A 26,628-nucleotide genomic window follows, 5' to 3' on the forward strand; every position below is an offset into this window, starting at 1 on the left:
TTTATAACCCTCTTTGGCCTAGACGTAGGCGACATTTAACTGCAAACAATGAGTCTTTCCCACTGATTTTAATACGTTTCAATTGCATCAAATCAGCATGGGCTTCATCGATTCCTTCTATTGTAGTCACAGCATTACTATAGCCTGCTTGTTTAGCCATCAAAACATCACGTTCAGAGTAAATACCAAATGGATAGGCAAAACTATTGATGGTCTGCTTGGTCATCTGCTCTAATGCTTGTTTAGACTGTACTAATTCAGCCAAACATTGTTCATCATTTAATTGAGCTAGATTTGCATGGGTCATCGTGTGTGAGCCAATTTCAATCAGACCTGTTTGAGCTAAAAACTGGACTTGCTGATCAGATAACTTGGCTTCACGCATCAACTCACCACTATTATGATGTGCTTTTTTATATGTAGACCAATCCCGTTCATGTCGATCAACAACAACATAAATGGTAGCAGGAACATTATATTTTTCTAAAATTGGAAATGCTTGTTCTAAATTATCTAGATATCCATCATCAAAAGTAATCGCAACCGTTTTTTCAGGGTGTTGCCCCCATTGATCCTGTAACTGCTGCATTGTAACAAAATGGAATCCTTGTTGCTTCATCCAGCGAATCTGCTTTTCAAATTCTGAAGGTTTAACTCTTAATTTGTTAAACTTTGCTGCTGCTATGTGTTCACGCACCATGTGATACATCAAAACTCTAGGTTGATTCCAATCTACGCTCGCTTTCCACCAAGCATATTTATAGCTGAATCCAATGAAGAATAAAAAAAGAATAAGCAGAATATAAATCACTGTTGCAACCAAATATAGAGTTATTTGGCTATGTTGCCACACACATCAACTCTTTTAAAGTATTGCACCCAAACAATACTGCTCTTCATGGTGGCGCAATGTTATAAAGCAATTATTATTTTTTAACTGTAAAGAACTTGCAAAGATCTAACTTTTGGCAGAGTTGCTTAAAATAAAAATTTATTGGAGAATGCTGCATTTTTACACTTTTGTGATAATCACGACCAATGAAGAATCCAACCGTAGCTAGCGTACTACATATACTCATTATTAGCGTTTTAATGGCAATTGGCGAGTATGTTTTTAGCACCAATGATTCATTGCAGCTTTCCTTCTCAAGTTACGTTACGACCTATCTACTTGTTTTTATTGTGTTGTTAGTTGCGCGTTTTTCAAAGTATAAAACGATAGCTGTGGTTCTAAGCAGCCTTATTGTTTTAGGTACGGGTATAAACGTCGTGTTTAATCAATATTTCGGGCGATATCTCATGCCTTATGATATTGCTATGTTCTTCACAGAAATTGAAGATACCAGCAAGGGGCTAATATCAGGGATCGCTATTTTTATAAAACCATTGTTGTGGTATCTAGCGCTTTACATTTACTCGCTCTATATTATTTTTAAAATGCCTATACGCCTAAATAATAAGGTCAGTATTGTTAATACAGTATTGTCTTTATTATTTATCATTGCTTTTTTTATTCCTGTATTCAATCACAAAAAATTTGAAGTAAGCTTACATTACAGCGTAGTGAGAAATAGTATTGGCGTATATACCCATTATCTTGGTGGGTTAGTGAAAAAAAATAATGCCCAAGGTAAAGAGTATCCTGCTTATACGTTAAGTAAAAATAATTCGGCTGTGAATGTTATTTTCATCATGGGTGAAAGTGCAAACTTTGAACATATGTCCTTATACGGATACCCTAGAGATACGACACCTTATTTAAAATCTCTTGCGGAACAACATCCAGATCAGTTTAAGTATTTTCATGGTGTATCACGTGGATTTTCTACTCGGATTGGTGTACCCCTAACATTGAATGTTATTCAAGAGCCTGATAACTCGAAACAATTACTCTCATTAAAAACAAACTTATTTCATTTAGCCAAACAAAACCAATATGCTACTTATTATCTATCAAATCAAAAATCAGGTGTTTTAGCTTCATTGGTCAATGCTACAGATGTAGATGAGTTTCATGATGTGAACTCCAAGATTATTCCTCAAGATACTTTAACAGATTTTAGATTAATCAAATTTCTTGAAAACATGTCTACACAACATGATTTTTCTAAACCATTCTTTGTTGTTTTACATCAGCGTAACAATCATTTTGCCTATGTTGATAACTATCCTGCATCATATGATATCTATAAAACAGGTCAATCTGAAAAAGAAAAACTTGTTGATACCTATGACAACTCTATGCATTTCCAAGATGATTTCATTAAATCATTAATCCAAACAACAGAGAAAATAACCAATAAACCCACCATTATTGTCTATACTTCAGATCATAGTGAGTTATTTGGATATGATAATTTATGGGGACATGGTGCGCCTATTCTGCAAACTGCAGGAGTGCCTATATTCTTATACGCACTAAATGGTGCTGAAAAGCTATTACAAGATCCAGCCCTTTCAAACGAATGCCTTCTAGGTAATTATGAACTTGGTAAGTTCGTTGCTTCAAGCATTGGTTGGAACATTCACAACCCGAATGAAGTTAAAGACTACTTCGTTAATATTTCTCTACCTTATGACGATGCTCACGGTTATAAAAAATTTGACCATGACATCGCCCAGAAAGCCTTTTGTAAGAAATAAGAAACTTACAACAAAATAAAAAGGGGGGATATCCCCCTTTTTCATGTCATTAAAAATCATGCCTTAATGGCGTTTATTCTCTATAAAAACACTACCTTAAATTAAGATAAGGAACATAGTTTTCCCAATCAAACACAGTAACATCAGTATTGTTCTCTAAGTTTTCTAATTGGCTCTCTGGTTTTAACAATGGTGTTTCCACACCAATGAGCCCAGCATAAATATCCAAATACTGAAAAGCACTTATACGCTTATCAATATGTTTTTTCGTATGTGCATCACTGCTTAAGATAAAAAATGGAACCTGATAATTTGCTTTATGATCGTTATCTACGTAAATACCTGAATCACTCACTGTCATACCATGATCTGAAAAATACGTTATATTAAAGCTGCGTTTTGTCTTTTCTAATTGCTTATAGGCCTTCTCAATAAAATGATCCAACTTATTAATACTTGATAAATAACAATTCATTGCCTCTGTCTTCTTCGGATATAGGCGTGGACTATTAAACAAACGCTCACATGCATCAGGATGAGAGCCCATCATATGAATAAAAATAATATTTTTTTGTCCCTTATACTTTTTCAATTGATTCGACAAAATAGTTAACATATGGTCATCATCAATATCTTCTGACATATAGTTACCACTTTTTAAGAAAAATTGATGCTTCGCGTGAATCGCTATTTGTGAAATATTCGTATCATTCTTACCTACAAAACCTTGATTAGAAATCCAAATCGTATTGTAGCCAGCCTGATTAGCAAGTGTAACCACATTCATCGCAGATTGAATATGTCGATCTTGATCCATATAAGCTAATGTTCTTGGCAAACTGGTCGCTGTATTTGCAGAAGTAGAAATATAATCATCCACAACAGTTACGGGCATACGATCTAAAAATGGAGTTGTTTTTTCAGGATACCCATATAATGACAAATAATTTCTTTGGACACTTTCCCCAATAATAATGATTTGATTATCATAAGGATAATTTACTTTGTTAATTTTCCAATCAGGTTTGATTTCTTGTCCCGCATAGAGTATTGCTTCTTCTTTTTTATATTTAATAATAGCTCGAGCAGTCTGTACAAAAAATAGATTAAACACATTGAGTACAATCAATATTATTGCAATATAACGCGGGAATCTTAAATTATATAGTCTTGGCATTTTATAAAAAAAATACGCAGATAATCCCAATACAACCAAGGCATAGACTATATATTTATACTGAACAACTGAAAGAAACTCCAAAGCTTCGTTATGATTTGTTTGGTATATAGAAGCAATAATGCCTATAGACATACGTCCTTGTAGAAAACCTGTTCCAGTTGCAATATACAAGCAAATCAAAGTTGATAGTATAAATCCAATATGTTTTGCCCAGCGCCATTCACTACATTTTATTAAAATCAAGAAACAAGTACTAAATAAGACAATGATTAAAAAAATTAAAAAATCACTAAACTTAAATAAAAATTCCCAGAAACCTAAACCAATAATTAAACCGACTGCAACCAACAGTGGCAAACCATATTTTATACATTGTTGCATGACAAAAATTTATTAAAATAAAGCGACAATCCTACAATAAATAAAACGGTTTACAAGCATCAACCTTATACAATGCTTTCAATTTAATGTGTTTTTTGTAACCAACACCCAGATTTTGAGATCAAAATTATTTTATTAATAATGAACGAGCTACCCTATCCGCTTCATTAATACTTTGTGCTTGAGGTAAATCATTTAAGGAAAATGTCTTCCCCAACCATTGTTTATCAACCAAACTGTCAATAGATCGAGTAATACGATCTTGCTTTAAACGTTGCAGTGGAATGACTCCTACTCTACAACCTGCCGTTAGTGCTTCAAATACCATGGATACACTATCTTCCGTCACCCAAACAGCTTCTGCCTGTTGCATTTGTTGAAAAATCCAACCTTGCTCAGTATCTTCAACTGGAAAAATCTGTATCTGAGCCACATAAGACTGTTGTTTAAGTAAAGTAAGAAAGCTTTCTGGTGTACGTCTAGATGTGGTTAATATAATTTGTGCATTTGGATTGGCCAGTGTGATCTGTTGTAATGCAGCCAAAATCGAATCGGTTTGCCATACATGCCGTTTTGAACTCCCTCCCAATGCAATTAAAATGCGTTGAGATTTATGTTGTAGTTGATTCACTATTGGGTTTAATGCCCCCAGTGTTTCAATAACATTCTCTCTTTGTCCAACAGCATCATGTTCAGGCACAATAACATGATCGAAACAAGAAAATGGATAATTGGGTTTCATCAAAACCACTGTTTTTGCACGTGGATAAACTCGCCCAAGCAATAACGTACGTAACTGTGTATGACTCCCAACACTAAATATATAATCAGGCACTATATTTATTTCAGTATACCGTTTACTCAAGCAACTGAGTAATAAAGGAAAGAGCGGGATTTTATTAATATTAATTTCTTGAAAAGTAATTTCACCGTCATAAGCTCTTTGCATAGCTTGCCAAAGTCCAAGTGCTTGAGCACGATGCCCAGCCTTAGCATCACTGACATAAAGAATATTCATCTGATTTCCTTTGGTCTTTTTAATACAAAAAAACAGAATAATATTAAAAAAGGCGAACACAAAGTTTCGCCTTTTTTATCATGTTACCTACTAAGTTGGCTTATTTTACATAAGTCAACCAATGTGCATATTTAGGGTCTTTACCTTGTACTGCATCAAAGAAAGCTTTTTGAATTTTCTCAGTAATTGGACCACGTGAACCACAACCAATTTCACGATCATCATATTCACGAATTGGTGTAACTTCAGCAGCAGTACCCGTAAAGAATGCTTCATCAGCAATATAGAATTCATCACGTGTGATACGGCGCTCTACAACATCAATACCCATATCTTTTGCAAGCGTAATAATAGTTTGACGTGTAATACCATCTAAAGCACCACCAGCCAAATCAGGTGTGTGTAATGCACCATCTTTTACCAAGAATACATTTTCACCAGAACCTTGGCATACAAAACCTTGTGGGTCCATTAACATTGCTTCATCATAACCTGATTGAGCAACTTCCTGATGAGCAAGAATAGAAACTGTATAGTTACCAGCAGCTTTTGCTTTGCACATTGTCACATTCGGGTGGTGGTGAGTAAATGATGATGTTTTAACGCGAATACCTTTCGACATTGCTTCATCACCCAAATACGCGCCCCAACTCCACGCAGCAACAACAGCGTGAATAGTATTATCTGTAGCAGCAATACCTAATTTTTCTGAACCAATAAAAATAATTGGGCGCAAATAGCAAGATGATAGTTTATTTTCACGTACCACTTCTAACTGTGCTTGTTCTAAGGTTGCTTGATCAAATGGGACTTTCATTTGATAAATTTTGGCTGAGTTTAATAAACGCTTAGTATGATCTTGTAGGCGGAAAATAGCTGTTCCATTTGGTGTTTCATAAGCACGCACACCCTCAAACACACCCATACTATAGTGTAAAGTATGTGTTAATACATGAATTTTTGCTTCACGCCAATCAACCAATTGTCCGTCTTGCCAAATAAAACCATCACGATCAGCCAAGTTCATGGCACACTCTCCAAATTTAACATAATTATTCACGACCCACTGCGAAAGTCGCTGTAGGATCAATTAATCTTTGCCATAACTTGCAAACGATCTCACGGGTATCGTGCCAGTCCGCAGCGCTCACTTGCATGGATTGATTTGCAAGGGCTAAGCGGTGGCTCTCGGCTCGTTCACTGAGATAAGCCTGAATCAAAGCAGAAACGTCGTCACTGGATAAGCAATCGGCTTTTGCTGCATCTTCGAGGATTCTTACATTGTCTGGATAATGGGCGAGATCTGGTTTCGTCCCACTCCATGCTAGCACTACATACTGTGCCATAAATTCAATGTCAACGATACCACCCGCATCTTGTTTTAGGTGAAAAATTCCATGTTTTTTTTGCTCATTAGAAGAACCTAGATGATCTTTCATTTTTTCACGCATATTCAGCACTTCTTGACGCACTTTATTTTCATCACGTGGTATCGTTAATATTTCACGGCGTAAACGTTCAAATTGCGCTCTTAATAGCACATCACCAGCGATAGAACGTGCACGCACTAAAGCCTGATGTTCCCACATCCATGCATTTTTGAGTTGATATTGCTCAAATGCTTTTAAGCTGGTAACCAATAATCCAGCCTCACCAGACGGACGTAACCGTGTGTCAACTTCATATACTCGGCCATCTAATGTTTGTGTAGTCATAAATGAAATAAACTTCTGTGCAACTCGCATGGCAAACTCAAAACCACTAATGGGTTTAGGGCCATCTGTGTCTGCTTGCTCATCCATATAATGGATAAAGACAAGATCTAAATCAGAGCCATAACCAAGTTCTATTCCACCTACTTTGCCATAACCAATGACAGCAAAAGCCAAATCTTCTAAGCTACAACGAACACCTTGTACATTCAGTGGATATCCATGTCGTTTTGCCACTGTTCGATACGCTAAATTTAAAGTCGCAATCACAGAAACCTCTGCAATATCTGTTAATGCGTCAGACACCTTCATCAAGGGGCTTTCTGCCAATACATCACTTGCAGCAACCGCTAATACATTCGATTTTTTAAATAAACGTAACACACGCATAAGATCTTCAATTTGTTCAAGCTCAATTCGAAGTAACTGCTGACGTAAAGAATCTTCCAAATCTTGCCGCTTAGGTAGCTCAAAATCCATTGTTAAGAATTCATCTAACAATACTGGGTATTGTGTTAATTCCTCACAAATCCAAGGACTCACTGTTGCCATTTTCACTAAACGTTGTAATGCGCCTTTGCTCTCAATCAACATGACCAAATAAACGCTACGTCGCATGATAGATTCAACCAAAGGCATTAAGCGAATTAGTGCAGTTTGAGGACTATCCGATTGTAAAACAGCCTGCACCAAATGAGGCCAAAACTCAGTCAGGCGATTCACTGCTTTAGCAGGTAATTTCTTAATCGCATGTCCATTCCAAAACTCATGGACCAAATTTTTTGCACGTTCATCGAGTAATGGATCAAGTTGTTTCTCTAACTGACTAAAATTTTCAGTAGGTGATTCAATTCCTTTTTCCTTAATAAGGTGTTCAAACTGAAAAACGACTTTGGTTCGTTTATTATTTAATACCTGTAAAAAATCATCCCAACTCACAAACCCTAAAGTGGCAATCATGCGCTGACGATGTTCGTCATCAACTGGCAAAGATTGAGTTTGCTGATCATTCAGTGCTTGTATCGCATGCTCAACACGTCTTAAAAACAGATAAGCATCTTCTAAATCAAGTACCGCCTGCTGATCAAGTAATCCAACTTCACCCAAATGCGCCAGACTAACCAAACACTGACGATCTTGTAATTCCAACTTAGAACCACCGTAAATCAGTTGAAATACCTGAACAATAAACTCAACTTCACGAATTCCGCCAGCACCCAGTTTAATGTCATCTGTAATATTACGTCGATTGACCTCTCTCTCAATCATTGACTTCATTTCACGCATCGCTTCGAATGCGGTGTAATCCACGTATTTCCGAAATACGAACGGTCGAGTCATACGTAGTAAGTCTTCACCTTCAGCACCGCCAGTGACTATACGTGCTTTGATCCAGGCATAACGCTCCCACTCACGGCCATGCTGACTCAAATATTTTTCTAATGCGGCATGACTGATTGCGAGTGCAGAACCATCTCCCCAAGGTCTTAGACGCATATCTACGCGGAATACAAAACCTTCAGCACTAATATGGTCTAACAAATAAATCAGCTTTTGTCCCCACAAAATACAGAACTGCTGCACATCAATGCACTTACGCCCATTGGTTTCGCCTTGCTCATCAAAGGCAAAAATTAAATCAATGTCACTAGAAAGATTAAGCTCCTGTGCTCCCAATTTCCCCATAGCAACCACAATTAAATCTTGCAATTTCCCATTAAAACTATAGGGTTCACCATGTTTAGCGACTAAAGGAATCTTGGCAAAGGCTTTTGCAGCACAAATACAGGCATCGGCAAAATCTGATAGCTCACGAGTTAATCCCACAACATCAGTAAGCTGATTTGCATCTTGCCAAATCCAGCGAAACATCAAGCGGGCACGCAAGATCCTCATGATCTGCATCCACTGCTTTTCATCGCTAATCTCAGCCACACTAGCTTCAACATATTGATAAATTTGCGCAGTAGACAAAGGCTTCAAAAATTGATCAAGTAAATAATCTTGTTCAATCTCCGCCTGATGTAATCTGAGTACACGTTCCGCATATTCACTTGCGGTTAAAGTTTTTTGTAACTGCGCAGCATTCATCACAATATGATCAACTCTTTATCCAATTGATTTGTTATAACAGGAGCATCATATCTTTTAAAAGAGCTAGAGTAACTTTTTATCAACAAACTAGGCTGGGTGTAATTTACATCATCATATTTTCAACAAAACAACTCCATCCCAAGCCTCGTTCTAGATAAATAACAAAAAAGGCTGGTACCTTGTACCAGCCCTGAACTTAATGAATGCTATAGATTAATCATCAAATCCTTAGCTTAACCCATGAATTACTTGCTTTTGGGTGAATTGCAATAAGCCATCTAGTGCAAATGAAGAGCCTAAACCAGACATTTTCCATCCAGAAAAAGCAGCATGTGGTGATACATCTGCATGGCTATTTACCCATACTGTTCCAGCCTGCATTTGTTTGGCCAAATGTGAAGCTCGATTAAGATCTTGAGTCCAAATTGAAGCCCCCAAAGCATAGTCTGTTGCATTGCTCTGCTGAATGACTTCATCAATATCACTAAATTTAACTACAGGTAAAATAGGTGCAAATTGCTCAGAAGCAAAAATATCACTTTGTTCTTTCACATTGGTTAATATTAAAGGTGCAATAAAATACCCTTCCTCAGGTACAGTCGCGATAGATTTATTGGCAATCACAGCCCCCTCTTCCAAAGCTGCAGCAAGCATCGTTTTTACTTTATGATAATGTTTAATATTTTGTATCGGCCCCATGGTTGTTGTAGGCTCCAAACCATGACCTAACACTTGTTGATCGGCTAACTCAACCAGTGCTTCTACCATTGCATCATACACATCTACATGGACATAGAGTCGCTTAATACAAGCACATGTTTGACCTGCATTAAAAAATGCCGCATTGAAAATTTTCTCAGCAATCGTAGCAACATCAACATCATCCAATACAATTGCCGCATCATTACCACCCAATTCTAAAATCACCGGTGTTAAATCCTGCGCTGAATGTGACAAAATCTGCTGCCCAACCACGGTTGAACCAGTAAAGGTGACTTTATTTATGCCATGATGCTGGGTCAGCGCCGCCCCTACATCTCCTTCCCCCAAGACAATATTACATACCCCTGCTGGAAGATGACGATTAATAATCTCCACCAATAAAATACTGCTCAGTGGTGTATATTCAGAAGGTTTATTAATGACACAATTTTTCGCCTTCAACGCTGGAATGATATGCCATACTGCAATCATTAAAGGCCAATTCCATGGTGTGATAGATGCCACCACACCAACTGGGCGATGATAAGTCTGCATCACCTTACCATGCTCATCCTGTTGCCGAAGAACAGGGATCTCTAAAGCATTCGTTACATTCAGCCAATATACCGCCATATCAACTTCAAGCTGTGCAACCGCTAATGGCTTACCTTGCTCTAAACAAATCAAACGAGCAAGTTCATCACGTGATGATAAAATATCTGCTGAAATTGCGGTTAAACATTGTTTAACCTGTTGATCACTATAGTTTTGCCACTGTAAAAAAGCCTGTTGTGCAGTGGCAACCGCAGCATCCACCTGTACTACAGTTGCACTATGAAAAGTTGTAATGACTTGCAATGAGGCAGGATCTAACACTGCGATTGCTTCACCCTGTCCTTGCTGATTTTTTCCGTTATAAATCATTTGATTTAACATGATAAATTCCCTCATTCATCATTTATTCATTCGCTTCTAACTTTAAAACCCTGAGCATTATCGCTGAGGGTTTTAGTGCATATTAATGCTGTGTTTTATCAGACTGGTTTTGTTTTAAACTTGGTGTTTGATCAAAAAAATTCCAAGGTTTAAGTAAAACATTAACCCATTCTGTTGGCATCATCGGCCACTCTTCTGAGCGAGCGACATGCGTTGTTCCTGTGGTTAGCCAAACAACCAGATCTTGATTTTCAATATTATTGTTATTGGCAGTAAATTGGCCCAATCCCGTATCATGTGTCGAACGATTTGGATAATCCCCATCAGGATACAGTTCATTTGGATTGTACTTTGTTACCCAAATTTGTTTGTCCATAAAATTAAGACGTTTAAACAACCACTCATCTGTAGAAAAATTTGCACCTTTGGCAATAGGATGTGTTCCTCCTGCAAATGGGATCAATTGATACGACACAGGATTACCCATCGCATTTTCTACATTATAATTACTAATCAAACGGATCGTACTTGGATCAAATTTTTCACTGGCAGCTTGTTCAGTTGCGACCGTTGACATTTCAATTTCCATTGCACTCTTACGCACCCCTTTATGATTTGCTTGTACTACTGGATTCATATGAGTGAAGCTATTTTTTTCACCATCTACATCAAGGTCAAGGCGGAAGTTATAGATGTGTTGATGTGTTGTTCCAACAATATTATGGTCGATGAGTGTTCCATAACGCGTATCTGCTTTGGCAGTACTATCATGCATCGTCTTGGCCTTTACACCTTTAACAGCCTCAATACCCGATGCCCCTGCATTAATCCCAATGGTTCCATTTTCCGCTAAAACCCAATCAAAAATATAATCATAGTTGCCAATGGTACTCACCCAACGCACGACTAATTCACGACGTGCTACACTCACATTGGCTTGCCCCATTTCCTGATGTTTGTAATCAGGGTTGGCATAGCGTTCAAAAATCGCAAAAGCACGCGGTATGGTCATTGGATTACCCTGATAATCAGCAATAACAGCATCAAACATCACTGCATTTTCAGGAACATCTGTTCCACGATCAAGTGAAGCCGTCAGTGTCCCCATGCCATAATCACCAGAATCTAAATAAGATTTAAAGTACCAACCTAGATCTGGATCACCATAAGGTACAATCATACCTCCAAGGTTCCCTGAATACATGATCTTGCGTTTCACCCCTTTATCTTTATATGAAACGGTTGATAATTGCAGCCCTACCCTTGAATCTAATGCAACATGAAAACACCAATTGTTCCAGTGGACATATTGGCCAGAGACTTGAAAGTTTTTACCTTCGGGTTCTGTAATACGTAATGGTTTAGTTGTAGAAGCCTGTCGATCACGACCATCATAAGGACGGGCCGCCATAGGAATAGGAACCAAATCGCCATCCTCAACTTTAACCACTTTTTTTTGATCTAAATCAACAACCGCAACTAGGTTTTCAATTGGATGTGCCCAATAATTTCCATCTCCAACATCAAGATATGACACAATTTTTAGATAATTAAACTCTTTATTTAATCCATCTTCACCACCAAAGTAACCGACAGTTAAGGGTGTTGCGACCACTTGTTGAACATCATGGATACCACGTTTTTTCAATGCAGCAGCAAACTCAGGACTTTCTTTAATTACTTTTTGCACTAAATCAAAATCATCTAGCAACACCATGCCATGTGTATCTTTAATCACCTTCCACGCTGTTACCTTTTTACTCTTTAGATTCACTACTCCTTCAATAATCTGATTACCCTGCAATAAAGAAAAATTGACTTCACGAGCTTGTTTTGAAGCTGTATTTGATAGCACATCACTCCAAACTTGATATTTATTTGGTGCTTTCAATGCTAAACGACTAAAACGCAAAATTTTAGGAGCACGGTGATCCGCTGCGACCACTGCTCTTGCTTGACTAATTTCCTCTGCAGAAAGACTGTTAAGCGGATGCGCTACCGTTTCAGCAATAAAAGTTTGATCTAAACCAGACTGAAATATTTCGTTCGCCAAGGTTGTAGAAGCATAAGCTTGGCCATTTTTCTCAACGACAGGTACGCTAATGTTTAGTTCTTGACCGTTCACCAAAATTGATGACGTATTTGCTTTGACCTTAACATAAGTTGAGTTTTTACTAATGGTGTACACGCCTGAATATGGGTCATGCTCAACAGCTGCACCCACATTTTGCATAGCTTGTTGTAGTGGAAGCATTTCGGCTACCTGCCCATGTGCCAAAGCCTGTTGCCCAGCCAATACCATCGGAAGACTCAACAAACATGCTTTAAGTTGCGTATTAAGTTTCATTCCCTGCATTATTGTATTTAACTTCATTGTTAAACCTTATCTAGCACTTCAATTGCTATCTAAGTTAGTTAATTTACATATAAATAAATATCGTACTCAGGTACGATTTTTCAATATTTTTAACTGAGCAATGAGTTTCTACTCCACCATTATAAAGCTGTTTGTAACAGCAACAGTTTAGATAATAGTTGTGCTCTGTTATTCACTGCAAGTTTTTGAAAAATATGTTGTATATGAGTTTTTACTGTCGACAGACTGATAAACAATTGCATGGCAATTTGCTGATTGTCTTTACCTTGACTCAACAACTCTAGAACTTGTAGTTGTTTTTTTGTCAGTTTAAACGACTGTAATTTTATAGGATTTAAACCCTTGTTTGATTGAAAAGTAGATCTAAAATTTTGCTGCATACAAAAGTCTGCAAGCTGATAAAAGCGTTCTAATACCTGTAAATCTTCTGCCAGAAATGGTCCTTGTGCTGCATTACGTATCAAGCTTATACCGCGAACTGGTGTCTGCTGATCATTAAAATAAAGCTCAATGTTATCGCCAAACTGATGTTTCTCAATAAACTGCATATATTGTTGTGGAATGTCTTGATGAGAAAGCACTTTCATATGCTGTGAAGGATCTTTATGATTTAGCATTGCCAGTGGATCGTGTATCTGCATCTGAGATAAATATTGATCGACTAAACAAGTAGATAAATTACAAAAGTAATGTTCGCTTGTCTCAAGATTGTGCTCAATTTTGTAGCTAAAAAAAGCATCAATATACATATTTTGACGCAAAGCTGCTGTAAAACGATCAACAAAACCTGACCAGGTTTGAAAGTCCATGATTCATCCTTTTCACTTATGTTCAGTAGCTGTTTTGCCCTAAACACAACAACACCCTTGTTGTTTTGTCTCTAAATTCTATATATTTTTTGAGTCTCTTGCTTTAATTAACTTGGTATATTCAAACCTTCAGTTATTAACACAATATAATCTCCAGCTAAATCACGCTGTTTTTTTGCCTCTTGATACGCCTCACTTTGATACCATGCTTGTGCTTGTGCTAAGTCTACAAACTCTAAAATAGCGACACCTTCAGCCGCTATATTTTCTAGCGCTTCTACCTGTCCATAAAATGATCTCACTTTAATATCAAAGCCTTTGCTCGCTTCTCGTGCTAAACGGTTGTATTGATTAAAATGCTCTTTAGACTTTAACTGCTTACAAATAAAAATCACATAAGCTGACATTTACTCTTACTCCTTCATCACTGTATTAAATAATTTCCCAAAGATAGCTAAAACTGAGCTCAATTCCTTATCGCCCACCCAACAATAAACAAAATGACACATAATTTAGTTTTTTAAAACAACATACATATCAAATAAAAGTGATTTTAATAGATTTACAGAAATACTTTTTTCATAATTTATTGTATTTTATATGATTAATTATAAAGCGAAAAATTAAACTCATTTAAAAAGATACGAAATTATTTTTTTTATAAAATTTTAGTATCTTTTTATTATTTTATCCCACATACTATTTTTGTTTGATAAATCAACAATTTTACTGATAAAAAACGCAACTCAAATTTTGCAGTTGCTGTTTTCGTTATAAATTTCTTACAGGATGTTTGAAATGGAAAATGCTCAAACAGGTACTGTGTTATCACAGGATCTCGTCTCACCTTGTCGTAAACATACGCAAAAAATTGCCCTTGCAACCATCGTTGGTACAACTATCGAATGGTACGATTATTTTATTTATGCAGCTGTTGCAGGTCTCGTCTTTAACCAATTATTTTTCAAACCTGCTGGACCACTCTTTGCAACACTCTTGGTATTTGCTTCAGTGGGTATTAGTTTCGTTTTTCGCCCTTTCGGTGCTTTTATTGCAGGTTATTTTGGCGACAAAATTGGTCGAAAAACCGTTCTCGCCGTCACCCTCATTATGATGGGGGTTGCAACAACGGTCATTGGTTTACTACCAACTTATGATCAAATTGGTATCGCAGCACCAATCTTCCTCATCTTGTTACGTATTCTGCAGGGAATTTCAGCAGGTGGAGAATGGGGTGGTGCCGTGCTCATGGCAGTAGAGCATTCACCCAAAAATAAAAGAGGATTATTCAGTGCTTTTCCACAATTAGGTGTGCCACTAGGTTTATTGCTGGCTTCTTTAGTACTTGTCATCATGACAGGCTATATTTCACCTGGTGAAGCCTTTATGCAATGGGGCTGGCGTGTCCCTTTTATTTTGAGTATCTTCCTATTTGGCCTAGGCTACTGGATTCGCCGCTCTGTTGATGAAAGCCCTGTATTTGAAGAAATTAAAAACCAAGGTGCAGCGCCCAAACCTATTCGTGAGTTATTTAAAAACTATAAAGCTGCTGTATTTTGTTCAGCATTATTAGTTGCTGGAACAACAGCGCTGGGTTATATGACTGCGGGTGGTTTTATTCAAAGCTATACCACCAATCCAGCCGGATTAAACCTTGAACGACCTGTGATTTTAGCTTTAGTCAGTGTCTCAGCCATTATTTGGACTTTCTTCACTTGGTTTTCAGCTTCTTTGTCTGACAAGTTTGGTCGTAAACCCATTTATATCTTAGGTTCATGTATACAGATTCTCAGTGCTATTGCTTTGTTTCCATTAATTAATACTGGAAGCTATCTCTATATTATGCTGGGACTTGCACTACTTTCTATGGGTATTGGCATGACTTATGGGGTACAGGCAGTGTTCTATGCCGAGTTGTTCCCAGCCTCAATTCGCTTCTCAGGTATTTCTATCACTTATGCGCTAGGTTCAATTATTGGTGGCGCTTTTGCACCACTCATTGCGGCATGGCTCATCAGTACCAGTGGTGATGTTATTTCCGTAAGTGTCTATCTCACCGCCATGGCAATATTTGCTTTAACTGCAATCTGTCTAATGAAAGACAGAACAGGTATTGCGCTTGGTTTAGAGGCTGAAGAACAACAAAAGCAATCACCATTTGTATGGAAATAAGCACAAAAAAAGCCCTCATGCACTGAGGGCTTCATCACCAAATCACGGTACTACATTTTTCTTAAAGTGAGGATTTGTTCACTTCGACCAAATACACCAAAGTCATCATGTAACACTGAACTGGTTAAGCCAATACCATCATCACCATATTGTTGCTGAGTTTCTAATCCCAACCAACGTCCACGGGGCATACGCAACAAGTGAATTTGCAAATCTAAATTAGGAAATGCCCAAGACAAATCAGGTAGACGAGGCACAATACCATTGGCTGTGTCCAACATACCCATCAGATGTACAAAATCAGAAGTGGCCTGCCCCTCAACCATGTCAACATCGGTATTTAACCAAACAATTCCTTTACCTGCACGATGCGTGCTTGGCTCAACCTGAGATTTAACTGTTTGAATAAACTTACCATCCCAATTACCTAAAATATTTTGCACAGGCAAATGAGTTGGACGTTGCTGTACAGCATCTTCAATACCCATTACTGCTGTTGAATCTTGTGTCATCATGCGCCAAACACGGGCTATGATGCAGTCCTTACCCTGCGCACTCATCGTTGCCTCAACCAACTCTATGGTACGCCCAGCGCGAATTACTCGGGTATTAATCTCAAAATCTGTTGCAGGAATTAAACCTAAAATATCAAAACTAATCCGTCCAATACGCATTTCTGGGCGTGGCTGAAATTGTTCAAGTTCAGCACACATTACACCAGAAGCTGCCGCCATATGCTGTTCATGTGGGTTCCATGCTCCCTGTACCAATTCGGTACAGCGGTATTGGCTTACTTGACCATATTCAGTATGTTGACGAGAAAGCAGTTGATAGTATGAAGACATATGAATAAATCCTTTTATAAATCAAAAACGTCAAAATGATCATAACAGCTGCGGCCACTGACATAAATGTTAGTGGCCGCTACGGTCATTATTGAGTTTAAATAGAATCTGCTTTGATTTTGTATTGCACATCAAAATCAAGATAACTTCGACGTGTAGCATGTTCTTTAGTTAAAGGTTTAACTTCTTGGAGGGTATTTAAACAACGTGAAGTTAAATTAATATATTGCTCAGTACCCTTGCTCTTCCATACTTTTTCAGCTTCTGACAATTCACGTACAACCTTGGCAGGGCTCCCCATTGCAAGGACATTGGCAGGAATAATATCTTTGGTTTTAACCAAGCTATTGGCACCAATAATACTATTTTCACCAATTTCAACATAATCCAAAATTACACTGTTCATGCCAACTAAGACATTTCGACCAATATGGCAGCCATGTAAAATAGCACCATGACCAATATGTCCCATTTCTTCTACTAAGGTAATACTTTGAGGAAAACCATGAATAGTACAATTATCTTGTACATTTGCATTGGAACGAATATGAATACGTCCAAAATCGGCTCTTAATGCAGCAAAGGGACCAATATATGCTCCCGACTCCACAATAACATCACCAATCAAAACAGCAGTAGGATGCACAAAAGCATCTGGACTAACAACAGGGATTACTCCATCTATGGCATAACACGGCATAATTAATTCATCATCTCCATATGATTCGCAGTTAATCCAGCAAAACGGCGATAAAACTGTCCACTAGGTAACGGCATTTCCCCTTCTGCGGTACGCGCAATAGAGAGAAAATATTCATCCGCCAATTCAAAAATACGCTTATAAATATTTAAAGCTAAATTACGTGCATTTACTGCTGGCCAATCTGTTGGTAATAATTCTAAGGGTAAAGATGGATCTTTCAGTAAAATACGACGATACAGATGGATCAGCAAAATACGAATTTGAAAAGCTTGTTGTGGGCTTATATCTTCCGATTCGGTTTCAAGCAAATTTGAAATTTCACGAAATTGGTCTAAAAAAACGCTATAACGCTGCTTAATTTCTTCAATTGGCCAATTGCTATGTAGCATGCGTAGCACAACATCCTCAGAGTTATTAAATAACGCCAAAGTCTGTGCTTGAAATACGACAACCTGATCATGCATATCTAGATCAACCAGCAATTTTTGCAGTTGCATTCGATCACAACCAGGATAAGCCATAAGATTGGTTGAAATATTAGAAAATCCCAACCACTCTAACTCTTTTTTTAACAGAACCTTATTTTCACCATCTAATGAGGACATTAAAACAAGATCCCAATGATGATCCCATTCACACATTTTTGCATTGTAAATACGTTGTTCGGCATGAAGGTAACGCGTACGGCTTGGACCTGTAATTCGATAAAAGCTGGTACGCCCCACTTTCTCAGAGTCTAGCCAGCCCCCTTTTACTGAGCGAAAAACTGCTGTACGCACGGCGCGATCATTAAATCCAAAGTCAGCCATCAACTGAATGAGGCTGGCTAGACTAATACAACCGCCACGATGCAAAATAGAATCACCAAAGATAGTAGTAATAATTGATGTTCCGCTTAATGGTTCGTTCTCGATGAGTGAATCAATCACTTGTTGTAACTTAGAACCCATGTCTTTCTCACCCATCTCAAGATCTTAAGCAGTAAAACGCCCATCCATTAGGCTGTTTTACGCAGATCAAATACTCGTTTTGCTTTACCTTCTGAGCGAGGCAAAGTGTTCTCCGGAACAATTTCCACAGTTACCGAAATACCAATCATTATTTTAATATTCCTTTGTAACTGTTGCATCCTTGTTTGTGCTGATAAGTCATTATATTGCATCATTTCAGTACGAATATGCAAAGAATCCATATGACCTTTTTTACAAACATGAATTTCATAATTTGGAATCAATTGATCAACTTTTAAAATCTGCTCTTCAATTTGAGTTGGAAAAACATTCACGCCACGAATAATCAACATATCATCACTACGTCCAACAATCTTACTCATACGACGCATTGCACAATTTTCACCAGCATATAATCGAGTAAGATCACGTGTACGATAACGAATCATTGGTAAACCTTCTTTGGTGATTGTGGTAAAAACCAACTCTCCCTCTTCACCATCAGCAAGTACTTCCCCAGTCTCAGGATGAATAATTTCTGGATAGAAATGATCTTCCCATATGGTCAAGCCATCTCCCTCACCAATACATTGCATGGCAACACCAGGCCCCATAATCTCAGATAAACCATAGATATCAAGTGCACGAATATTTAAACGCTCTTCAATTTCTTGACGTAATTCTTTAGTCCAAGGTTCAGCCCCAAAAATACCGACTTTTAAGCTAGTATTCTTAGCAGTGCCGAAGTTTTTCTCAAGATTTTCAATGATGTTAACGCAATATGATGGTGTAACCATCAATGCTGTTGGTTCAAAGTCTTTAATGAGCTGTACTTGACGGTCTGTCTGCCCACCAGACATTGGAATTACTGTCGCACCCAAACGCTCTACACCATAGTGAGCACCTAAACCACCAGTGAACAAGCCGTATCCATACGAAACTTGAATGGTGTCTTTAGCGCTTAAACCTGCTCCCTTGAGGCAACGAGCAACAATATCTGCCCATGTATCAATATCTTTTTGAGTATAACCAACAACTGTCGGTTGGCCTGTTGTACCCGATGATGCATGTACACGCACAATCTTCTCTTTAGGTACAGCAAACATGCCAAATGGATAGTTATCACGTAAATCTTTTTTGGTGGTAAATGGGAACTTTGCTAAATCGGCCAAACACTGAAAATCATCAGGATGCACACCAGCTTCATCAAATTTTTGCTTATACACAGGACTATTTTCATAAGCATGCTGCAAGGTCTTTTTTAAACGACGTAATTGCAATGCACGCAGCTCATCAACCGAGATTTTTTCCACTTGTTCCATGTCTTGTAGTTCCATTGCGACTCTCCATTCTTTCATATCCATATAGGCCATAAGTCTATATGCCCTTCTCATGGCCTTTTTATTTTTACATTGCACGTTCCAAAATAAGTGCGACACCTTGACCCACACCTACACACATCGTACACAGCGCATAACGCCCCTGACGACGCTGTAGCTCATGTGCAGCCGTTATAACCAAGCGACTACCGCTCATTCCAAGTGGATGTCCTAAAGCAATTGCACCACCATTTGGATTAATACGTGCATCATCGTCTTTTAGCCCTAATTCACGGATTACCGCTAAAGACTGTGAAGCAAAAGCTTCATTGAGTTCAATGACATCCATTTGCTCGAGGCTTAAGCCCGTTTGCTTTAAAAGCTTAAGCACTGCAGGCACAGGGCCTATACCCATATATTTAGGTTCCACACCTGCACTGGCTATTGCCACCACTTTGGCCAACACAGGAAGGCCATGTTGCTCTGCAAAAGTTCGGCTTGCCAATAACATACAAGCAGCGCCATCATTTACACCGGAAGCATTTCCAGCAGTTACTGTACCGCCATCAACACGAAATGGTGTTTTTAATCGAGCTAAACTCTCTAAATCAGTATCTGCACGAGGATGCTCATCTTGCGAAAAAACAATTGTTCTTTTCTTTGCATCTACCAGTGTTACAGGCAAAATTTCAATATTGAAAATACCATCTTGCTGCGCTTTAGCTGTTTTTTGTTGGCTGTTAAAGGCAAATAAATCTTGGTCTATACGATTGATTTGATACTTCTCAGCTACATTTTCAGCGGTTTCTGGCATGCTATCCACACCATAAGCTGCTTTAAGCTTTTTATTGATAAAGCGCCAACCAATAGTCGTATCAAAAATTTCTGGTGTGCGACTAAAAGCTGTTGTTGGTTTAGATTGTACAAATGGAGCACGGCTCATCGACTCAACCCCACCAGCCAACATAAACTGCGCCTCACCAGCTTTAATTGCACGTGCAGCTAACCCAACAGCATCCAAACCTGAGGCACATAACCGGTTTACTGTAAGTGCTGGGACATGCTCAGGTAAACCTGCCAACAAAACAGCCATACGAGCAACATTTCGGTTATCTTCCCCTGCTTGATTGGCACAACCTAAAATCACCTCATCAAGCTCAGCCCAAGGTAAATTTGGATATTTATTCTTTAAATGTGCTATAGGCAATGCAGCCAAATCATCAGCGCGTACAGTACTTAATGCACCAGCATAGCGGCCAATTGGCGTACGGATTGCATCACAAATATAGACTTGTTCCATGTTCATCATTCCTTTGCTTGTTTAAGCACATGCGGTGCGTTGCTGAGCAACATATTGTTTTAAATACAAACTTGGGCGATATTTTTCTTCAGCATAAATCTGATACAAATGCTCAAGACAATCTAAAATATATTGCGCTCCTATTTGTGCCATCCACTCAAATGGACCTTGAGGATAATTAACCCCATAACGCATAGCGCGATCAATATCCTCACAACTTGCAATACCATGTAGTGCTGCTTCACAGGCTTCATTAATCAGAAGAGCAATTGTTCTGAGTGTTAGCATACCTGGATGGTCTTTAATCCAAAGTACAGATAAATTTAAACTTGCAAAAAAAGCGTCCACGACTCTACGATCATCTGCATCACAAGCATGGGTATGGCTCAGTACTACACTCTTGGCCCGATTAAAATCTGCATGCCAATCCATCAACACCACTTTTTCATTGCCATAGCTTAAATCAGCCGACTCACCTTGGCTCAGTTGCAAGCGAATCGCCCCAATCTGTAAATAATCCTGAGTTGCAACGTGTATAGACTGCTTATAACGCTGTTGTATTCGTGCGATCCATGTTGGCATATTGCGCCAGTGACCATAGAGCTGAACAGTTTGCTCAAACTGCTGTAATTCAACAGGCTCAAGGCTTAACTGGGTAGTCTTATTGCCACTATAATCATAAAAACCCTGACCACTTTTACGTCCAAAGCAGCCAGCATCAACCAATTCTTTTTGTACCAAACTTGGTCTATAACGAGGTTCAGCAAAAAAAGCCCGATACACACTTTCTGTCACTGAAAAGTTAACATCTTGGCCAATCAAATCGGTTAATTCACAAGGCCCCATTGCAAAGCCACCACATTCTTTAATGGCATAATCCAAACAATCAAATTGAGTGACTTGTTCTTGCAAAGCACGAAACCCTTCGGCATAAAATGGTCGTGCAATACGGTTAACAATAAAACCAGGAGTAGACTTGGTGAGCACAGGTACTTTGCCCCACTTTAACATCAATGTCTTCAAGCTTTGACACAGCTGTGCTGGTGTTTTAAGCCCCTGCACAATCTCAACCAATTTCATTACTGGTGCTGGATTGAAAAAATGTAAACCAACCACGCGCTCAGGTTGAGGCACATGGGCTGCAATTGCCGTGACTGAAATTGATGACGTATTACTTGCCAAAATCGTTGTTGCAGAACAGATGGTTGCGAGTTGTTGAAACAGGGCTTGTTTAGGCTCAAGTTTTTCAACAATCGCTTCAATAACCAGATCAGCGGTTTCTAAAGACTGAATATCTTCAACCACATGTAAACGAGCAAAAGCTTGAGTTGCATCTTGTGTACTGATTTTATTCTTAGCCACCAACTTATCTATAGTGGTTCGTAATCCTGCAACTGCGACTTTAAGTTTGTCAGTATCTAAATCATAAATAAAAGTCTGATGACCATTGAGCATAGCCAATTGAGCAATACCAATGCCCATTGTGCCAGATCCGATCACTGCAATTTTGGCCTGAGTTAAATCCATTTTAGCTATCCTTTTCTTTACGCCTTACTGCCCTTTAAATTTCGGCTCACGTTTTTGCATAAAGGCTTGTACGCCTTCACGATAGTCATCAGAGCGACCCGCAATACGTTGTAGATCACGTTCTAGAGTCAGTTGTTCTTGTAAACTATGATCGCTTGACTGATGTAATGCTTTTTTAATCAAAGACAAACCAAAGGTCGGTTGCTTCGCCAAATGCTCCGCCAACTGCTGTACCTTCTCTTGCAGCTGTGTGTCTTCCACGACATCCCAGATCATGCCAATCTCTTTGGCCTTTTCGGCAGAAAGCTTATCGCCCAATAGAGCCAACCCCATAGCGCGCGCATGCCCAACTGCTCGTGGTAAAAACCACGTTCCACCAGAATCGGGAACCAAACCTAAACGACAAAATGCTTGTACAAAATTTGCCGATTGAGCAGCAATAACAATGTCACAGGCCAAGGCAATATTGGCACCTGCACCAGCAGCAACACCATTAACCGCACAAATCACTGGTTTTGGCATATTGACAATTGTTTGAATCAACGGGTTGTAAAATTTTTCAATCGACACGCCAAGATCAGGTGCATCAGCATGAGGATCTACAACACGATCCCCCAAGTCTTGACCAGCACAAAAACCACGCCCTTCACCACTGATCACAACACAACGTATTTCAGGATCTTTACTCCATGCTTTTAATACTTGTGCGACCTCTTGATGCATTTGTACGTTAAAACTGTTGAGTTGTTTGGGGCGATTAAGACGTAAATAACCCACGGCCTGTTTTACATCAACCAATATGCTTTGATAATCCATTACACACCTTTAAAATTTGCTTTTCTTTTCTCAAAAAAAGCCGTTATGCCTTCATGACGATCTTGTGTTGCAGCGAGCCAGACAAAATTTTGGCGTTCTAGTTTTAAACCTTGTGACAAACTGGTTTCAGCAATACTTTTTACAGACTGCTTAATCACCCCAATGGCAAGAGGCGCCTTTTGAGCAATGCTCTCAGCCAGCTCTATGGCATATTGCACTGTCAATGCCGTTGGTGTGATTTGACAACAAATCCCATGTTGTAAAGCCTGTTGAGCCGAGATCATTTCACCAGTCATGGCCCAACGCATTGTGAGTTGTTGTCCAACTAAGCGACCTAAGCGCTGTGTCCCACCGGCACCAGGTAACATGCCTAAATTAATCTCTGGTAAGGCAAACTGTGCATTTTCACCGCAAATAACAATATCGGCATGAAGAACCAGCTCAAATCCTGCACCTAGCGCATAACCATTTACAGCAACAATCAATGGCTTACTAAACTGATCAATCACCTGCCACAACTGAGGGCGAATATCTGCCCGCAAAGCAACAGCATCCATTTGTGCCAACTCAGCCAAATCTGCACCTGCTGCAAAGCACTGTAGATTACCTGTTAATACCACTGCTTTAATTTGTGGATTCGCCTGTGCTTGCTGTAATTGTTCACCTAAACACTGCAAGGTCGCATTGTTCAAAGCATTACGTTTTTCTGGACGATTCAAGGTTAATAAAACGACTCCAGCACTAGGCTGTGTTGCTTGTATGAGCATTTCCATGGCTGAGCCTATTAATCGTCAAAACTAATACGAACATTCGAGCTTTTCGGTAAAGCCTGACAACTCAACACATAGCCTTTTGCAACTTCATCAGCTTCCAAACTATAGTTAATTGCCATATCCACTTCACCTTCAAGTACCTTACAACGACACGTTGCACACACTCCACCTTTACAGGCGTAAGGTAAATCAGCGCCAGCACGCAATGCTGCATCTAAAATGCTGTCATCTTCTGCCTCAACATCAACCATTAATTCACGGCCGTCGAGCACAATACTCACTTTTTCAAGTTGACGATTTAGATCAGATTCTGTACTGCGCTTTTTCGTACTTCCAGTATTAAAGCGTTCAGTATGAATTTTGCTGGCATCAATGCCATATTCAGGCAAAACAGACTCAACTGCTTGCATCATTTCCTCTGGACCACAGGCAAAACAATGCTCAAAATCAGCGTCAAGGACTTGATGCTCAAGTAACTGTTTGAGTTTGTCCTGATCAATGCGACCATTCATCAACTCGCTATCATTCATTTCACGAGAAAAGATGTTGATCAATTGAAAACGTTCTTTGAACTGATCTTTTAAATCCATGATCTGTTCTGAGAACATGGTTTGTTTCCATGAGCGATTACCATAGAGTAATGTAAATTTAGCGTCCTCTTGCTCATGAAGCACTGCTTTTAAAATAGATAAAATTGGCGTAATACCACTGCCTGCTGCCACACCTAAATAGTTTTTACCCCCCACTTGCGCTGCTTTTTTAAAGAACACACCTTGCGGAGGCATCACTTCAAGCACATCACCCACTTTGAGCATACTATTTGCCCAACTCGAAAACTGACCTTGATCCAGTTTTTTTACAGCAATGCTGATATCTTCTTGTGGAGCATAACTGCAAATTGAATAACAACGGCGAATTTCACCTGCATCAGTTTGATGGCGGATCGTTAAATGTTGTCCTGGTTGAAACTCAAACTGTGCTTGTAATTCAGGCGCAACTTCAAATGATATACAAATTGCTTGTGGTGTTTGTGCCGCAATATTTTTAACTTTTAACGGAATAAAATGGCTCATGGTTGATTTCCTTATCCATTAATTTAAATACATTTAAAATAATCAAATGGCTCTAGACAGCTTTGGCAATGGTATAGTGCTTTACATGCTGTGGAACTAAATTCACTCAATATACGAGTATCTTGACTCAGGCAATGTGGACACGGCACGCCATCGGTCAATGCTACGTGCGTACCACAGTGCTGCGCTTCACCCTGTGGAGGTGCAATACCATATGCTTGTAGTTTTTTCTTACCTGATTCCGACATCCAATCTGTAGTCCATGCCTCTGACAAATCAACAAGCACTTGAACCGGTGTCATGCCTTCAGCAGCCAATGCCTCAACAATTTGTGTTTTGAGTAAATCTACTGCAGGACAGCCACTATAAGTTGGTGTTAACCGCACCACGATTTCATCTTTTGGATTGAGCTCAATGCCTCGAACCATACCAAGATCCAAAATCGACAACACAGGAATCTCTGGATCAGCAACTTGTTCTAGAATTTTCCAACATCGCTCAACACAATGATCAATTGTTTGCATGACACAGCTCCTTGTCATTACCAAACCATGTTTGGGTAAGTCCTCTGTAAATACTGCATTTCTGCCAAAATAAACCCAAGATTTTCCGTATGCATTCCTTGTTTAGCACCACGGCGAAATGCTGCAGTCACTGGCAAAGTCAACTCAAAACGCTGTAGTTCAGACTGTACATGCTGCTCCCATTTAGCAAAATCTTGCGCAGCATCTTGAATAACACCAGTGGATACTAACTGCTGTTCTTCTGCGTTTAACTCAAACAATTCAGCACTGAAACGCCAAAGCTCATCTAAACCATGCTGTACACGTTGTTTTGCTTCATCGGTGCTTAAGCTAAGACGTTCCATCCAAGAAGTTGAAAAACGTACATGATATTTAATTTCTTTTAATGCCTTGGTTGCTAAAGCAGCCAAAGCTGCATGTGTGCTTTGTGCTAACCCAGTCATCAACACTAAATGGTATTGATCCATTAACCACTGACGAACAATAGTTTGAGCAAAATCACCATTTGGTTGTTCAACCAAGAGGAGATTTAAATACTCTCGTTCACCACGAAAATACGCCAGTTGATCTTCATCACGTCCTTGACCTTCCAACTCACCAGCTAAAGTTAAAAAGTTTCGTGCTTGCCCTAACAAATCCAAACCAATATTCGCCAATGCAATGTCAATTTCTAATTCAGGGGCATGACCACACCACTCAGCTAAACGCTGTGCCAAAATCAATTGGCTATCCGCAATGTGTAATACAAATTTGGATAAGACTAAATCACTCATC

At 38.9% G+C, this 26,628-nt stretch carries 22 protein-coding genes; 2 read left to right on the forward strand and 20 right to left on the reverse strand.

The window, feature by feature from the left end; translation table 11 throughout:
* Nucleotide 1: 1 nt before the first annotated feature.
* Nucleotides 2–811 carry a polysaccharide deacetylase family protein gene (locus RFH42_RS14620; protein WP_308976568.1) on the reverse strand — a complete coding sequence of 270 codons (810 nt, stop codon included), beginning with the start codon at nt 809–811 and terminating at the stop codon, nt 2–4.
* A gap of 227 nt (nt 812–1,038) precedes the next feature.
* Here RFH42_RS14620 and RFH42_RS14625 point away from each other — a divergent pair, with 227 nt between their 5' ends.
* Nucleotides 1,039–2,643 carry a sulfatase-like hydrolase/transferase gene (locus tag RFH42_RS14625; protein WP_308976521.1) on the forward strand — a complete coding sequence of 535 codons (1,605 nt, stop codon included), beginning with the start codon at nt 1,039–1,041 and terminating at the stop codon, nt 2,641–2,643.
* 91 nt (nt 2,644–2,734) lie between these two features.
* On the opposite strand, the gene RFH42_RS14630 is transcribed toward RFH42_RS14625, so the two are convergent.
* The 8 genes from RFH42_RS14630 to RFH42_RS14665 all read right to left on the reverse strand — a co-directional run bounded on the left by RFH42_RS14630 (nt 2,735) and on the right by RFH42_RS14665 (nt 14,259).
* The gene (locus RFH42_RS14630; protein WP_308976523.1) at nt 2,735–4,204 is read right to left on the reverse strand and encodes a sulfatase-like hydrolase/transferase; all 1,470 of its coding nucleotides are present in this window, start codon (nt 4,202–4,204) and stop codon (nt 2,735–2,737) included.
* A 127-nt stretch (nt 4,205–4,331) separates the two neighbouring features.
* Nucleotides 4,332–5,222: a mitochondrial fission ELM1 family protein gene (locus tag RFH42_RS14635; protein WP_308976525.1), complete on the reverse strand. Its 891-nt coding sequence runs from the start codon at nt 5,220–5,222 to the stop codon at nt 4,332–4,334.
* Nucleotides 5,223–5,322: 100 nt separating this feature from the next.
* Nucleotides 5,323–6,249: a branched-chain amino acid transaminase gene (locus RFH42_RS14640; protein ID WP_308976526.1), complete on the reverse strand. Its 927-nt coding sequence runs from the start codon at nt 6,247–6,249 to the stop codon at nt 5,323–5,325.
* A 25-nt stretch (nt 6,250–6,274) separates the two neighbouring features.
* Nucleotides 6,275–9,025: a bifunctional [glutamate--ammonia ligase]-adenylyl-L-tyrosine phosphorylase/[glutamate--ammonia-ligase] adenylyltransferase gene (gene glnE / locus RFH42_RS14645; protein ID WP_308976527.1), complete on the reverse strand. Its 2,751-nt coding sequence runs from the start codon at nt 9,023–9,025 to the stop codon at nt 6,275–6,277.
* A gap of 231 nt (nt 9,026–9,256) precedes the next feature.
* Nucleotides 9,257–10,666 carry an aldehyde dehydrogenase family protein gene (locus RFH42_RS14650; RefSeq protein WP_308976528.1) on the reverse strand — a complete coding sequence of 470 codons (1,410 nt, stop codon included), beginning with the start codon at nt 10,664–10,666 and terminating at the stop codon, nt 9,257–9,259.
* An 82-nt stretch (nt 10,667–10,748) separates the two neighbouring features.
* Nucleotides 10,749–13,040, reverse strand: coding sequence for a primary-amine oxidase (gene tynA / locus RFH42_RS14655; RefSeq protein WP_308976530.1), 2,292 nt, complete (start codon nt 13,038–13,040; stop codon nt 10,749–10,751).
* A gap of 122 nt (nt 13,041–13,162) precedes the next feature.
* Nucleotides 13,163–13,852 (reverse strand): response regulator transcription factor, encoded by a 690-nt coding sequence (locus RFH42_RS14660; RefSeq protein ID WP_308976531.1) that lies wholly within the window; start codon nt 13,850–13,852, stop codon nt 13,163–13,165.
* Nucleotides 13,853–13,959: 107 nt separating this feature from the next.
* Nucleotides 13,960–14,259 (reverse strand): DUF1330 domain-containing protein, encoded by a 300-nt coding sequence (locus tag RFH42_RS14665; protein WP_308976533.1) that lies wholly within the window; start codon nt 14,257–14,259, stop codon nt 13,960–13,962.
* Between the two features lie 391 nt (nt 14,260–14,650).
* On the opposite strand from RFH42_RS14665, the gene RFH42_RS14670 reads away from it, so the two are divergent.
* Entirely contained in the window at nt 14,651–16,024 is a 1,374-nt protein-coding gene (locus tag RFH42_RS14670) for an MFS transporter (protein WP_308976534.1), read from the forward strand.
* A 50-nt stretch (nt 16,025–16,074) separates the two neighbouring features.
* On the opposite strand, the gene RFH42_RS14675 is transcribed toward RFH42_RS14670, so the two are convergent.
* The 11 genes from RFH42_RS14675 to paaC form a co-directional block, all read right to left on the reverse strand.
* Nucleotides 16,075–16,869, reverse strand: a complete 795-nt coding sequence (locus RFH42_RS14675; protein WP_308976536.1) for a thioesterase family protein — start codon at nt 16,867–16,869, stop codon at nt 16,075–16,077.
* Between the two features lie 97 nt (nt 16,870–16,966).
* Nucleotides 16,967–17,569 carry a gamma carbonic anhydrase family protein gene (locus RFH42_RS14680; protein ID WP_308976537.1) on the reverse strand — a complete coding sequence of 201 codons (603 nt, stop codon included), beginning with the start codon at nt 17,567–17,569 and terminating at the stop codon, nt 16,967–16,969.
* A 2-nt stretch (nt 17,570–17,571) separates the two neighbouring features.
* Complete coding sequence (locus RFH42_RS14685) at nt 17,572–18,522, reverse strand: PaaX family transcriptional regulator (RefSeq protein WP_308976538.1); 951 nt, start codon at nt 18,520–18,522, stop codon at nt 17,572–17,574.
* 47 nt (nt 18,523–18,569) lie between these two features.
* Nucleotides 18,570–19,859 (reverse strand): phenylacetate--CoA ligase PaaK, encoded by a 1,290-nt coding sequence (paaK, locus tag RFH42_RS14690; RefSeq protein WP_308976569.1) that lies wholly within the window; start codon nt 19,857–19,859, stop codon nt 18,570–18,572.
* Nucleotides 19,860–19,929: 70 nt separating this feature from the next.
* Entirely contained in the window at nt 19,930–21,141 is a 1,212-nt protein-coding gene (gene pcaF / locus RFH42_RS14695; RefSeq protein ID WP_308976540.1) for a 3-oxoadipyl-CoA thiolase, read from the reverse strand.
* 21 nt (nt 21,142–21,162) lie between these two features.
* Nucleotides 21,163–22,677, reverse strand: coding sequence for a 3-hydroxyacyl-CoA dehydrogenase (locus RFH42_RS14700; RefSeq protein WP_308976570.1), 1,515 nt, complete (start codon nt 22,675–22,677; stop codon nt 21,163–21,165).
* 15 nt (nt 22,678–22,692) lie between these two features.
* A complete protein-coding gene (gene paaG, locus RFH42_RS14705) occupies nt 22,693–23,484 on the reverse strand; it encodes a 2-(1,2-epoxy-1,2-dihydrophenyl)acetyl-CoA isomerase PaaG (protein ID WP_308976541.1) in 792 nt (263 codons plus the stop codon).
* Complete coding sequence (locus RFH42_RS14710; protein WP_308976543.1) at nt 23,484–24,257, reverse strand: enoyl-CoA hydratase-related protein; 774 nt, start codon at nt 24,255–24,257, stop codon at nt 23,484–23,486. The genes paaG and RFH42_RS14710 overlap by 1 nt, the downstream gene beginning before the upstream one ends.
* A gap of 11 nt (nt 24,258–24,268) precedes the next feature.
* Nucleotides 24,269–25,330 (reverse strand): 1,2-phenylacetyl-CoA epoxidase subunit PaaE, encoded by a 1,062-nt coding sequence (paaE, locus tag RFH42_RS14715; protein WP_308976544.1) that lies wholly within the window; start codon nt 25,328–25,330, stop codon nt 24,269–24,271.
* 23 nt (nt 25,331–25,353) lie between these two features.
* Nucleotides 25,354–25,854: a 1,2-phenylacetyl-CoA epoxidase subunit PaaD gene (gene paaD, locus RFH42_RS14720; RefSeq protein ID WP_308976545.1), complete on the reverse strand. Its 501-nt coding sequence runs from the start codon at nt 25,852–25,854 to the stop codon at nt 25,354–25,356.
* Nucleotides 25,855–25,871: 17 nt separating this feature from the next.
* A complete protein-coding gene (gene paaC / locus RFH42_RS14725) occupies nt 25,872–26,627 on the reverse strand; it encodes a 1,2-phenylacetyl-CoA epoxidase subunit PaaC (RefSeq protein ID WP_308976546.1) in 756 nt (251 codons plus the stop codon).
* Between the last annotated feature and the right edge of the window lies 1 nt (nt 26,628).

Origin of the sequence: Acinetobacter rudis, assembly GCF_031157835.1 — a bacterium.
Classification (GTDB): Bacteria; Pseudomonadota; Gammaproteobacteria; order Pseudomonadales; family Moraxellaceae; genus Acinetobacter; species Acinetobacter rudis_A.